Annotated in this window: 11 protein-coding genes (1 of these 11 cut by a window edge); 6 read left to right on the top strand and 5 right to left on the bottom strand. The window is 67.7% G+C overall.

What is annotated here, in order from left to right; genetic code table 11:
• The first annotated feature begins 301 nt into the window (after nucleotides 1–301).
• Nucleotides 302–1,447, top strand: coding sequence for a PDZ domain-containing protein (locus ABMY26_RS30730; RefSeq protein WP_372399303.1), 1,146 nt, complete (start codon nucleotides 302–304; stop codon nucleotides 1,445–1,447).
• 751 nt (nucleotides 1,448–2,198) lie between these two features.
• Nucleotides 2,199–3,857: a glycosyltransferase gene (locus ABMY26_RS30725; protein WP_372399302.1), complete on the top strand. Its 1,659-nt coding sequence runs from the start codon at nucleotides 2,199–2,201 to the stop codon at nucleotides 3,855–3,857.
• A 162-nt stretch (nucleotides 3,858–4,019) separates the two neighbouring features.
• Here ABMY26_RS30725 and pyk read toward each other — a convergent pair whose 3' ends face one another.
• The 4 genes from pyk to ABMY26_RS30705 all read right to left on the bottom strand — a co-directional run bounded on the left by pyk (nucleotide 4,020) and on the right by ABMY26_RS30705 (nucleotide 8,253).
• On the bottom strand, nucleotides 4,020–5,519 hold the full coding sequence (pyk, locus tag ABMY26_RS30720; protein ID WP_372399301.1) for a pyruvate kinase: 1,500 nt from the start codon (nucleotides 5,517–5,519) through the stop codon (nucleotides 4,020–4,022).
• 89 nt (nucleotides 5,520–5,608) lie between these two features.
• Nucleotides 5,609–6,691, bottom strand: a complete 1,083-nt coding sequence (locus tag ABMY26_RS30715; RefSeq protein ID WP_372399300.1) for an aldose epimerase family protein — start codon at nucleotides 6,689–6,691, stop codon at nucleotides 5,609–5,611.
• A gap of 280 nt (nucleotides 6,692–6,971) precedes the next feature.
• Entirely contained in the window at nucleotides 6,972–7,637 is a 666-nt protein-coding gene (locus ABMY26_RS30710; RefSeq protein ID WP_372399299.1) for an HAD family hydrolase, read from the bottom strand.
• A gap of 475 nt (nucleotides 7,638–8,112) precedes the next feature.
• Nucleotides 8,113–8,253 (bottom strand): hypothetical protein, encoded by a 141-nt coding sequence (locus tag ABMY26_RS30705; RefSeq protein WP_372399298.1) that lies wholly within the window; start codon nucleotides 8,251–8,253, stop codon nucleotides 8,113–8,115.
• A 351-nt stretch (nucleotides 8,254–8,604) separates the two neighbouring features.
• Here ABMY26_RS30705 and ABMY26_RS30700 point away from each other — a divergent pair, with 351 nt between their 5' ends.
• The 4 genes from ABMY26_RS30700 to ABMY26_RS30685 are packed head-to-tail and all read left to right on the top strand — an operon-like array spanning nucleotide 8,605 to nucleotide 12,464.
• Nucleotides 8,605–9,612 carry a sulfate ABC transporter substrate-binding protein gene (locus tag ABMY26_RS30700; protein ID WP_372399297.1) on the top strand — a complete coding sequence of 336 codons (1,008 nt, stop codon included), beginning with the start codon at nucleotides 8,605–8,607 and terminating at the stop codon, nucleotides 9,610–9,612.
• Nucleotides 9,613–9,666: 54 nt separating this feature from the next.
• Entirely contained in the window at nucleotides 9,667–10,518 is an 852-nt protein-coding gene (gene cysT / locus ABMY26_RS30695) for a sulfate ABC transporter permease subunit CysT (RefSeq protein WP_372399296.1), read from the top strand.
• The gene (gene cysW / locus ABMY26_RS30690) at nucleotides 10,508–11,395 is read left to right on the top strand and encodes a sulfate ABC transporter permease subunit CysW (RefSeq protein WP_372399295.1); all 888 of its coding nucleotides are present in this window, start codon (nucleotides 10,508–10,510) and stop codon (nucleotides 11,393–11,395) included. Before cysT ends, cysW begins: the two co-directional genes overlap by 11 nt.
• A 31-nt stretch (nucleotides 11,396–11,426) precedes the next feature.
• On the top strand, nucleotides 11,427–12,464 hold the full coding sequence (locus ABMY26_RS30685) for a sulfate/molybdate ABC transporter ATP-binding protein (protein ID WP_372399294.1): 1,038 nt from the start codon (nucleotides 11,427–11,429) through the stop codon (nucleotides 12,462–12,464).
• A 5-nt stretch (nucleotides 12,465–12,469) separates the two neighbouring features.
• On the opposite strand, the gene ABMY26_RS30680 is transcribed toward ABMY26_RS30685, so the two are convergent.
• Nucleotides 12,470–12,915 carry the end of a monovalent cation:proton antiporter-2 (CPA2) family protein gene (locus ABMY26_RS30680; RefSeq protein WP_372399293.1) on the bottom strand. The gene runs 1,249 nt beyond the window's last position, so only the last 446 of its 1,695 coding nucleotides appear in the window; its start codon lies off the right edge, out of view; its stop codon occupies nucleotides 12,470–12,472.

Below are 12,915 nucleotides of genomic sequence, written 5' to 3'. Positions count from 1 at the left end.
CTCCGAAGCCAGGATCTCACCCGTATTCGGATCGACCGCAAGGCTCCCCGTGCCAACCGCTGGGGGGCTCCGCACATCCAAGTGCAAACGCAGCCATCTGTACCAGGGACACCGCGGGTCAAAGGCCGCATGCGCCATCTCACCGCTTTCGCCGCTTCTATTACCACGTTCGAGCGGGCACACTGCATCCCGGAATGGGCGGATAGGCGATCCCTCTCGGAAACGTCTATGCGGGGAAATCCAGCCGGCTCAGGGGTTCTGCAAGAAGCCCTTTGGTGAATACACGGGGGAGACTGTTTCGATGCAGCGGGTTCGCACTGGCGCGTCGGCATGGATGGCAGCGTTTGTGGTGGCTTCGGGATCAGCGGTGCTGTCGGGCTGCGCGGTTGATCCGGTCGGGCTGGCGATAAGTGCGGCAGGCGCGGCGAGCGCGCCGTCGGCGGCATCGCAAGTGGCCGAGACGGCCTCCTTCTATCGGGGCACGAGCTGCCAGGCGCTGGCGATGCTGCTGCAAACGAACACCGACAGCCTGCCATTGGTGGGACCGGCGAACCGCCAATCAATGTTGGTCAATATCCAGGCGTTGCGCCAAGTCATGGTAGAGCAGGACTGTCCGGCTACGGGCACAGGCGCAGTGGCGGGTGTGGGCTCTGCCTTGGCTCCGATTGCCACGACTGGGTCAAAAGGCGGGGGCGGAGCTGTGACCGGCATGCCGCCAGGATCGGCAGCGGTGACGGCGAACGAACCGCAGGGGAGGATGGGAATGTCGGTGCTCCCGGTGACAGCCCAACTGGCACAGGCTGTGGGGCTGGAAGCACCACGCGGCTTGGTGGTGGTGGAGCTGATGCCGGGCCAAGCGGCAGATCTGTCGGGCATCCGGTCGGGCGATGTCATCCTCGATGTGCGTGGCACAGCGGTGAGCGATGCGATGCAACTCCGCCGCGTGTTGGGCGTGGTGCCCGATGGGCAGAGCGTGCTTGTGAAGCTATGGCGCGGACGCGAACTGCGCGAGGTGATCGTTGGTCCCGTGGCCAGCAACACCCCGGCGCTGCCGGCGGGCGCTATATATGCCGATGCGCCGGTTTCGGTAGCAATGCCGGTGCGCGAGCGCTTCTGCGTGGCACAGCTGACGACCCCGGGCTTTCTCGCCAGCGGCGTGCGCTCGCCGCTGTTCACGGTGCGCAACAACGGCAGCGAGGCGGAGAGCGCCAAGGTGGTGGCGGCCTTCCTGCAGGCGGCACAGAAGGCTCAGCCCGGCAAATGGTTGGCGCCGCACCCGCGGCCGAACTGCAACCAGGACTCGATGGTATGCTCATCGCTCAACGCGGACTCCGAGGCCCTGATGATGCTGTGCCGGACGGAGCGAGTGGAGGGTACGCAGGTATATGAGTCGCTTGGGCAGAGCACGCCGCTGACGGAGCTGGCTTGGTCGCCGCCGATGCCGTGAGACGGAACCGTGGAGGGCATCGGCCGCCTGAACATCATGCCTTTCGAGCACAATGCCCCGGTACGTTGCCCAACGGCAGGCAGCACTGAGATCTGTTCTGTCCGAGCCAGCACCTACAGCAAGGATATCGGATCGGCGCACAGATGAGGATCTGCGCGAGAATGGCTTGGCGAATGGCGGGCAGCGTCGGCCGGGGGGCGGTCCGCTGTCGGTGTCGGTGATCTTCTGCCCACTCCGGCGCGATGGCGAATCGAAGGTGTTGGAGAAACGCCGAGGTGGTTATCGCCAGAAGCAGGTGATGGTGCAGGCCTTGCCAACTCCGTCCTTCGAAGTCGTCGAGGCCGATTTCTCCGGTGTCGGAGTTCAGCACCGGCGGCCGGCCATCGTGCAGACGCGGCGAAAGGGTTATCTGATACGCTGTCGTCCGCCGGCCTTTTCCGGTTGGCCATAACTTTGTTTTCCGGCTCCCTCACGCCTGCGCCCCGCCATGCCGTTGCTTCCCACCAGCGATCCCATGCCGTCCTGTTCCGCCGGCTCGGGCGCGGAGATCCTCGCGGAAGCGATCCGCCTCGAACGCTCGGGTCATGCTGACGCCGCGGAAGCGCTGCTCCGCCGTATCCTGGCCATGGACGCGTTTCATGAAGAGGCCTGGATTCGGTTGGGAGGTCTTGCGTTCGGTGACGGACGATATCGCCGAGCCGCGAGGTGCTTCGCCCGAGCGATGATTCTCGCCCCCCACCGGGCTTCGGCCATGCACAATCTGGCAGAAGCGCTGCGCCTGACCGGACGGAAGCGGCAGGCGGCTCTCGCCTTCACCCGGGCGTTGCGGCTCCGTCCGGCTTACCCGAAGGCGCTAGCCGCCTTCGGCTTGATGCTAAAGGACACGGGTTCCGGCCGCGCGGCGCGTCGCATTGCCGCGCATGCCCTCGTCATCGATCCGGCCTTCGCCACCGGATGGCGCAACCTCGGCGCATTGCTCCAGGATCTCAACAAACCGGACAGGCTGGCCCGGTTGCTGCGCCGGGCCAGCCTGTGTGCCCCCGGCGATGCCGCCTCGCAGGCCGCCTATGGAGTCGCCCTGTGCGAGGTCAAGGATGGAGGTCCGGCGCTGGATGCGCTGCGCCGGGCCGCCGCCCTCGAACCGGGCAAGGTCGGCATCCTCGGCCAACTCGCCTTCGGCCTGATGCAGGCCGGAGACACCGACGGTTCTTTGCGGACGGTGCAGCGGGCCCGCCAACTCGATCCGATGGCCGCGGAAGCCGATGCACAGGAGTCGCTGGTCTGGATCATGGCGGGCGATTTCGCGCGCGCCGCCACGGCCGCCCGCCGCGCCCTTCTGCTGGCGCCGGACGATGCGGGGATCATCATCAACGCCGCGCTGGTGCTGCACTGCCTGGGAGTGGGGCGGGAGAGCGTGCGCTGGAGCAAGCGTGCCCTTCGCCTGCAGCCGAAAAATCCGGTCGGTCGCTTCAACCTTTCCCTTACCCTTCTGCGGCAGGGGGATTTCACCCGCGGCTGGGCACTGTACGAGGCGCGCTGGTCGATGTGGGGATCGACCTATCCGAATCATGCGCCGGCCTGGGACGGCAGTCCGCTGGATGGGCGGAGCATCCTGCTGACCGCCGAGCAGGGGCATGGCGACACCTTGCATTTCGTCCGCTATGCCACGCTGCTGGCCGGGCGCGGCGGGCGTGTCCTGCTCCACGTCCAGCCCCTGCTGAAGCGGCTGCTTGCCAACACACCCGGCGTTTCCGGTGTCTATGGCCTGGACGAGACGCCGCCGGCCTGCGACCTGTGCGCGCCGCTGATGAGTCTCCCTTTCCTCGTCGGAACCCGGCTCGACAGCATTCCCGCCGCCGTTCCCTATCTGCGGCCCGACGCGGCCGACGGCAGGCGATGGCGTGACCGGCTGGCAGGCGAGCGGCGGCTGAGGATCGGCCTCGTCTGGGCGGGAGAGCCGCGCAAAGGCGATGCGAAGGCCAATTCCGTGGACCGGCGGCGCAGCCTGGCCCTTGCCGCCTTCGCCCCCTTGGCCGCCATACCCGGCGCGGTCTTCTACAGCCTCCAGATCGGGGAGGCCGGCGCCCAGGCGAAGGCGCCGCCGGCGGGGTTGGACGTGATCGACCTGACCGCGGACATCCGCGATTTCGCCGATACCGCAGCCTTCATCGAGCAGCTAGACCTCGTGGTCACGGTCGACACCTCGGTCTGCCATCTGGCCGGCGGCCTGGGCAAGCCGGTGTGGGTGTTGTCCCGCTACGATGCCTGCTGGCGCTGGCTGGGGCACCGCGAGGACAGCCCCTGGTACCCCACCATGCGCCTGTTCCACCAGGACGAGCCCGGTGCCTGGGACGCACCGATCTCGCGTCTTGCCGCGTCGCTGGCGGAGCTTGTGGGACGACGCGCCTGACGTCCTGCCGTTCCTGCGGCCTGCCTTCCGCGACCGGAAGGAGCCCGAGGCCGGGTTCCGCCGCTCCGGCCGGGCTGCCGTCCGGTCAGACGGTCGCCCGGCCGGAGCCGACATACGTGTCGGCATGCCTGTCGGTGGACCTATCGACGGGCGGCGTCGCGATCAGGCGTCTGCCAGGACAAGCGGTTCGCGGGCGGCAGCCTCCAGCGGAAGGTCCTGGCGGCTCGGCCGCTCCACCCAGGCGATGCGCAGGATGTTGGTCGAACCCGGCATGCCGAAGGGAACGCCGGCGGTGATGACCAGCCGCTGCCCGTCCTCCGCCAGCCCATGGTCGTAGGCCAGCCGGGCCGCCTTGTGCACCATGTCGGAGAAGCTCTGCACGTCTTCCGTCAGAACGGCGTGGACGCCATAGGCCAGGACCAGACGGCGCGCGGTCTCCGCGCTTTCGGTCAGGCACAGGATCGGCACTTCCGGCCGCTCACGCGCGGCCCGCAGGGTGGTGGAGCCGCTGGTGGTGTAGGTGGCGATCGCGGCGGCCTTCACCGTATGGGCGACCTGACGGGCGGCGGCGGTGATGGCGTCGGCGGTGGTCTGTTCCGGATCGGCGTGCTGGGCGTCCATCATCGCGCGGTAGAGCGGGTCGTTCTCGACCCGGTGGGCGATGCGGTCCATGATCGAAACCGCTTCGATCGGGTAATCCCCCGATGCGGTTTCGGCCGACAGCATGACGGCATCGGCGCCGTCGAACACCGCGGTGGCGACGTCGGATGCCTCGGCGCGGGTCGGGGCCGGGGCGGAGATCATCGATTCCAGCATCTGGGTGGCGACGATCACCGGCTTGCCGGCCAGACGGGCGGCGCGGACGATGCGCTTCTGGATGGAGGGCACGTCCTCCGGCGGCATCTCGACGCCCAGGTCACCACGCGCCACCATGACGCCGTCCGACATCTCGACGATGCGGTCGAGATGCTGGATCGCCTGCGGCTTCTCCAGCTTCGACAGCAGGGCGGCGCGGCCGGCGATCAGCTTGCGCGCCTCCGCCACGTCCTCGGGCCGCTGGACGAAGCTGAGCGCCACCCAGTCGACCCCCTGGTCGAGCGCGAAGTCGAGATCGGCGCGGTCCTTGGGTGTCAGCGGCGACAGCGGCAGCACCACGCCGGGAACATTGACGCCCTTGCGGTCTGACAGCTTGGTGCCGGACACCACCACCGTCTCGGCGAAGTCGGCGCCGCAGGCGGTCACCCGCAGCCGCACCTTGCCGTCGTCCAGCAGCAGTTCGGCATCCGGAACCAGGGCCGCGAAGATCTCCGGATGCGGCATGCCGACGCGGCGGGCGTCACCCGGCTCCGACAGCAGGTCGAGGCAGAAGGGCTGGCCGGCGCTGAGCGTCACCGGGCCGTCGGCGAAGCGGCCGAGCCGCAGCTTCGGGCCCTGCAGGTCGGCCATGATGGCGACGGGACGGCCGGTCTCCGCCTCCAGCGCGCGGATGGCGCGGACGCGCTCGCCATGGTCCTGGTGGCTGCCGTGGCTGAAATTCAGGCGGAAGACGTCGACGCCGGTTTCGAACAGGCGGCGGATCATCTCGGGCGTGGAGGAGGACGGTCCAAGCGTGGCGACGATCTTCGTCTGCCGGTAGCGGCGGATCGGCTTGCTGGTGCTCATGGCGTAACGGACTCCGAAGAGAAGAGAGGACGGCCGTGCGTGACCGGGGTCGGGAAGAGGGGAGCGGGCGGGGAACGGAGCCTGCCGCCTCAGGCCACGCCGAACCGGTAGACGATGGACCCGGCATACCATTGGCCGGGGTGCAGCACGGTCGAAGGGAAGGAAGGGATGTTGACGGCGTTCGGGAACCGCGAAGGCTCCGCGCAGAAGGCGCTGTACCTAGTGTAGAGCGTACCGCCCTTGCCGACGTCCCGCGGGGCTTTGCCTTCCAGGTTATTCCCGGTGTAGAGCTGCAGCCCGGGTTCGGTGGACAGCACTTCCAGCGTCCGGCCGCTGGCGGGGTGGAGGAAGCGGGCCTGCAGGACCGGAGCCGATGTCGGAGCGTCCGGCCGGTCGATCGCGTAATGCAGGTCGTATCCCTTGCCGAGTGTCAGCATGCGGTCGTCGGCGTCGATGCGGGCGCCGAAGGCGGCGGGCGTGCGGAAGTCATGCGGCGTGCCGGTCACGTCCACCAGCTCGCCGGTCGGCACCGCAGTATCGCCGAGCGCCAGATAGCGGCCGGCATTGACGGTCGCGACATGGTCGAGGATCGAGGATCCGAGATCGCCCGACAGGTTGAAGAAGGTGTGGTCGGTGAAGTTGGCGACGGTGGTCTTGTCGGCGGCCACCGCGGTCCAGGCGATGGTCAGGGCGTTGTCGTCGCCGACCGAATAGACCAGCCGCACCGGCAGGGTGCCCGGGAACCCCTCCTCGCCGTCCTGGAAGACGTAGGTCAGCTCCAGGCTGGACTCGTCGAGCTGGCGGGCGTCGAAGACACGGAAGCGCGAGCCGCGCTGGCCGCCATGCAGGGTGTTGGGCGGGCTGTTGACCGCCGTCCGGTGGCCAACCCCGTCCAGCGTGAAGCGGCCGCCGTCGATGCGTCCGCAATAGCGTCCGATGAAGGAGCCCATGGAGGGCTGGCCGCCCATCGCGCCGTCGATGCCGTCATAGCCCTGGACGACGTCGCCCAGCGTGCCGTCGCGGTCGGGGACCAGGATCTGCTCGATCTTGGAGCCGTAATTGGTGATCCGCACCACCATGCCGTGGCGGTTGCGCAGGGTGAACAGGTCCACCGGCTTGCCGTCGATGGTGGCGCGGAAATCCTCGCGCCTGAGGTCGGTATAGGTCGCCATTGTCCAGGCATCCCTGTGGAAGAGGTTACAGAAAACCGAGAAGCAGCAGCCCCAGGGTCATCGCCACACGCAGGAGCAATGCGGTTTCCAATGGGTCCGCGGTCATGGTCTGGGCCTCGCCGGATGGAACATGGCATTATTATACTAATATATTAGAGTAGAAGGCAAACCGCTTCCGGCCTTGGGAGGTTTGGCGGACAGTTTGCCGCAGGTGGGGGAGGGCGGCGGGCCAGTCCCGTTCACCCGCCCCGTTCGCCGCCCCTGCTGGTCGCAGCGACCGTCAGCCGCCGTGGACGAGGACGGTGGCGATGGCGCTTTCCAGCGCGGTCAGGTCGGGTTCGATGCGGGTTCCGGCGGGAAACACGTTCTCCGCGCCCGGACGAACGATCCCGATGAAGGGCAGGCCGTTGGTCTGCGCCGCCTCCAGATCGGTCAGGGCGTCGCCGACGAAGACGCTGCGGGCGGGCGCGAGACCGTGGCGGGTGATCAGGTCGGCGACGACGTCGCTCTTGTGGCGCGGGCTGCCGGCCACTTCGGCGAACAGGGGCGACCAGCCGCGCCGCTCCACGATCCGCCTCAACTCCGTTTCCGGCGTGCCGGACGCGATGAACAGCGGATGGCGGCCCGAGTGGCGTCGGACGAAGGCGAGTGCGCCGGGGATCTCGTCGCAGGCCGCGACCGCATCCTCCACCATCGCGCCGATCCGGTGCGCCATCTCCTCCACCCTGGCCTCGTCGCGCGGCAGGCCCAGCAGCACCCGGTCGAAATGATGGAGCATCTGCACCCGCGGCAGGCCGCCGTTGCGGTGGTAGAAGTCGGCGATCGCCCGGTCCACCTCGGAGCCGTGCCCGCGGTAGAGGTCGAGGAAGGCATCGAGCTTGATCGCGTTGGATTCGACGATCACACCGTCGAAATCGAACAGGACCGCTTGGCAGGGCAAAGTCATGTCCAGGTCCCGTTTTGCCGGTCGCAGGAAGGCGGACGTCGGCGGGGAATGGGAAAGCCGAAGGGCGGTATGCCGGGGGCTTCACGTGCGGACGAAGCGTCCGGCGGGCGGTTCCATCGAGCGGCGATCACAGGCGCCCATGGCGCCGTTCACGACGCATGCCCGACGTTTCGATCGCACTATATTGGTGCATGCCGGTCTTGCAAAGCCAGTTCGTCATCCGGCAATCCGCCGGCTTCAGGCTGGGTCCTGCATGAGTCGGCGGGCTGGGGGCTTGAGGGTCGAACCGCCACCGCATTGCCGGTCGGATGGGACCTGCGCGTCCGGCTCGCATTCGGTTGGCAGCTCTCCCCAATCGGTCACTTTCTCCGACCGGCCGCCTGCCCCCGGAAGACGGCCAGGGCGGACGCTCTCCGCCGACATGCCGTCTCCTGACGGTGACCGCGCCGGCCCTGGCCGGGCGCGGTCATGTGCGTCACCAGGTGGGGAAGAACATGAGCAGCAGCACCATTGCCCCCAGAATGCCGAGAATAGTCCACATGGCGGGGCGGCCGAGCCCCCGCGAGGTGCCAGCCTTCGGGAGTTCGGTACCTGTTTTCCGGAAAGGGCCGGCCATGTCGTGTGCGCTCCTTGCAAGTGTCGGTCGATGGGCAGGGCAACAGGGCGGAGCCGCCAAGGTTGCGGTATCCGGATGCGATCCCTCGTACGGCCCCCATCCCGCCCTCCTTCGGCACGGGCTTGGCCGCATCTGGCCGGCCGGAGCGGTCCGGGACGGCGCTCGCGCGAATTTCGGCTTTTGCGCCAACGGGTTGACAAGGCGGTGCCACTTTCTCGTGGGGAGACGCGAAAAAACCACTTCCCAAGCGCACCGCCAACCGGCAAACTCTACACAAGAAATAGAAATATTAACGCGGATACCACGAAGGAATTCCGTGTAATTCAGGAGCCACCGAAGGAGACTCCCGCCATGTCGTTTCGCCGCCTGACCCTTCTCGCCGCCGGCCTGACGCTGGCCTGGCTCGGTGTCGCTGCAGCCGATTCCAAGGACGCACTGCTCAACGTCTCCTATGACCCCACGCGGGAATTCTATGTCGAGTTCAACAAGGCGTTTGCCAAGAAGTGGGAGGCGGAGACCGGCCACACCCTGACTGTCCGCCAGTCGCATGGCGGCTCCGGCAAGCAGGCGCGGTCCGTGATCGACGGCCTGGACGCCGACATCGTGACGCTGGCGCTCGGCTATGACATCGACGCCATCGCCGACTCCGGGCTGCTGCCCAAGGACTGGCAGGGCCGCCTGCCCAACAACAGCTCTCCCTACACCTCGACCATCGTGTTCCTGGTGCGCAAGGGCAACCCGAAGGCGATCAAGGACTGGAACGATCTGGTGAAGCCGGGCGTCCAGGTCATCACCCCCAACCCGAAGACGTCGGGCGGCGCCCGCTGGAACTATCTGGCCGCCTGGGCCTATGCCCAGCAGGCGAACGGTGGCGACGAGACCAAGGCCAAGGAGTTCGTGGCGCAGCTGTTGAAGAACGTCCCGGTTCTGGACAGCGGCGCCCGCGGCGCCACCGTCACCTTCACCCAGCGCGAGATCGGCGACGTGCTGCTGGCCTGGGAGAACGAGGCCTATCTGTCGCTGCAGGAGTTCGGCGCCGACAAGTTCGAGATCGTCGTGCCCAGCCTGTCGATCCTGGCCGAGCCGCCGGTCGCCGTCGTCGACAAGGTCGTCGACCGCAAGGGAAGCCGCAAGGTGGCGGAGGCCTACCTGCAGTTCCTCTACACCCGCGAAGGGCAGGAGATCGCGGCCAAGAATTACTACCGCCCGCGTCTGCCGGAGCTGGCGACCCAGTATGCGGGACGCTTTGCCGATGTTAAGCTCGTCACCATCGAACAATTCGGGGGCTGGCGTGCCGCGCAGGAGAAGCATTTCTCGGACGGTGGTGTGTTCGACCAGATCTTCCAGAAGGGGCGCTGACCGGTGGTCGCCGCTGCGGACAGCGATACCGCCTCGGCGGGAAGGAGGGGCGCGGTGACGGTCCGCGCCCCCGTTCTCCTCTTCAGGAAACCCAGCGTCCTCCCGGGCTTCGGGCTGACGCTGGGCTTCACGCTCAGCTATCTCGGATTCATCGTGCTGCTGCCGCTGGCGGCGCTGATCGTGAAGGCGGGCGGCCTGGGCTGGAGCGGCTTCTGGTCCGCGGTGACGACGCCGCGGGTGCTGGCGGCGTTCGAGGTCAGCTTCGGATTGTCCTTCGCTGCGGCGCTGGTCAACGCGGTGTTCGGCTTCCTGGTCGCCTGGGTGCTGGTGCGCTACGATTTTCCGGGCAAACGGCTGGTCGATGCGCTGGTCGATCTGCCCTTCGCCCTGCCGACCGCGGTGGCGGGCATCGCGCTCAGCGCGCTTTATGCGCCGAACGGCTGGGTCGGCAAGCCGTTGAACGAGCTGTTCGGCCTGAAGGTCGCCTTCACGCCGATCGGCATCGCGATCGCCCTTACCTTCATCGGCCTGCCCTTCGTCGTCCGCACCGTGCAGCCGATCCTCCAGGACCTGCCGCGGGAAGAGGAGGAAGCCGCGGCTTCGCTCGGCGCCTCGCGCCTGCAGACCTTCCGCAGCGTCATCGTCCCGGCCATCCTGCCGGCGCTGGTGACCGGCTTCGCGCTGTCCTTCGCGCGCGGCGTCGGCGAATACGGATCGGTGATCTTCATCGCCGGCAACATGCCGGGCCTGACGGAGATCCTTCCGCTGCTGATCGTCATCAAGCTGGAACAGTACGACTATGCCGGGGCTGCCGCCGTCGGCACCGCCATGCTGGGGGTGTCCTTCGTCATGCTCCTGATCCTCAACCTCCTGCAACAGTGGATGAGGTCGCGTCATGCCCGCTGATGCCATGCCAGCCGAGAAAACGCCGTCCCTGGCCGTGCCGGCCCAGCGCGCGCTCGGCGAACCGGCCTGGGTCCGTGCGGCCCTGATCGCCGGCGCACTGCTGTTCCTGGCGCTGTTCCTGCTGCTGCCGCTGGTGGCGGTGTTCGCCGAGGCGCTGCGCCGCGGCGTCGACGCCTATTGGACGGCGCTGATCGAGCCCGACGCCGTCGCCGCGATCAAACTGACGCTGATCGTCGCCGCCATCTCGGTTCCGGCCAACCTGCTGTTCGGTGTCGCCGCCTCCTGGTGCGTCGCCAAGTTCGATTTCCGCGGCAAGAACCTGCTCATCACGCTGATCGACCTGCCTTTCTCGGTGTCGCCGGTGATCTCCGGCCTGATCTATGTGCTGCTGTTCGGCCTGAACGGCCTGTTCGGGTCCTATCTGCGCGACGCCGGCATCCAGATCATCTTCGCCGTACCGGGATTGGTGCTCGCCACCATCTTCGTCACCTTTCCCTTCGTCGCGCGCGAACTGATCCCGCTGATGCAGGAACAGGGCTCCGACGAGGAGGAGGCGGCGCTGGTGCTGGGGGCGTCGGGCTGGCAGACCTTCTGGCGGGTGACGGTCCCCAACATCAAATGGGGCCTGCTCTATGGCGTCCTGCTGTGCAACGCCCGCGCGATGGGCGAGTTCGGCGCCGTGTCGGTCGTCTCCGGCCATATCCGGGGCGAAACCAACACCATGCCGCTTCACGTCGAAATTCTCTATAACGAATACAACTTCGTCGCCGCCTTCGCGGTCGCCTCGCTGCTGGCCCTGCTGGCGCTCGTCACACTGGTGGTGAAGACGGCGCTGGAGTGGCGTTTCGGGGAAGAACTGGCTGCGGCCCGGCACTGATCGCCGGCATCGGAGAGGAAAACGCAAATCCATGGCGATCCAGGTTTCAGGCATCACCAAGCGCTTCGGCACCTTCACCGCGCTCGACGCCGTCGATCTGGAGGTCGAGTCGGGCGAGCTTCTGGCCCTGCTCGGTCCCTCCGGTTCCGGCAAGACCACGCTGCTGCGCATCATGGCCGGGCTGGAAAGCCCCGATGCGGGCGGCCTGCTGCTGAACGGGGAGGAGGCGCTGGGGCTGAAGCCGCGCGACCGCCAGGTCGGCTTCGTCTTCCAGCATTACGCCCTGTTCCGGCATATGTCGGTGTTCGACAATATTGCCTTCGGGCTGAAGGTGCGGCCGCGCGGCCAGCGCCTGGGGTCGGCCGAGATCCGGCGTCGCGTGGAGGAGTTGCTGGAACTGGTCCAGCTTTCACCCTTCGCCGGCCGCTACCCGGTGCAACTGTCGGGTGGCCAGCGCCAGCGCGTCGCCCTCGCCCGGGCGCTTGCCATCGAGCCGAAGGTGCTGCTGCTCGACGAGCCCTTCGGCGCGCTCGACGCCAAGGTCCGCAAGGAGCTGCGGCGTTGGCTGCGCAAGCTGCATGACGATATCCACATCACCTCCGTTTTCGTCACCCATGACCAGGAGGAGGCGCTTGAGCTGGCCGACCGCGTCGTGGTGATGAACCAAGGCAGGATCGAGCAGATCGGCACCCCGGCGGAGGTCTACGACCATCCCGCCTCCGCCTTCGTCTACGAGTTCCTCGGGCAGGTGAACCGCTTCGACTGCATGGTGGATGGCGGGATCGCCCATGTCGGCAACGGCGCCCTGTCGATCCCGACCCAAGGCGGCGTGCAGGGGCCGGCGGTGGCCTATGTCCGGCCGCATGATCTGGGCGTCACGCCGGCATCGGCCGGTCCAGCCCGCATTTCCGGCATCCATGTCATCGGCCCCGATGCACGGATCGAGATCGAACTGGCCGGCCTGGCCCTCGAGGCGGAAATGGACCGCGAGCGCCTCGCCTCCCTGGGCATCGTTGCCGGGGACCGCTGCTCAATCCACGTCGATCGGGCGCGGGTGTTCGCGCGGTAAATCGATCAGGGGGCTTTCGGGTCGGCGAGCGCGCTGTAGTTTCCCTCGCGATAGGCCTTCAGGCTGAGGTCGACCGCAGCGGCATCGACGCCGGCACTGCGCAGCACCAGACCGGCCAGTTGCAAGCTGGCTTCCATCGTCTCCGGCACGATGGCGCTGGCCCCGGCCGCGGTCAGGGTGGCGCTTTGCCCCAGATCGTGGGCGCGGGCGATGATCGGCAAGGATGGCGCGGTGGCATGGATCGCCTCCACTGCACGATGGGCCGAGTCCGGCCGATTCAATGTGATGACGGCCGCCCGCGCCCGCTCGATCCCGGCGGCGCGCAGAACGCTGCCCTGGCTGGCGTCACCGTAATAGACCGGCAGCCCGTCGTTGCGCGCGGCGGCGATGCGCTGCGGTTCCAGATCCAGCGCCACATAGGCGATGTCATGCTCGGTAAGCAGCCGGGCGA

It is taken from the genome of Azospirillum sp. HJ39 (assembly GCF_041507355.1).
Taxonomy (GTDB): Bacteria; Pseudomonadota; Alphaproteobacteria; order Azospirillales; family Azospirillaceae; genus Azospirillum; species Azospirillum thiophilum.
This window is presented reverse-complemented; position numbering and strand designations above follow the sequence as displayed.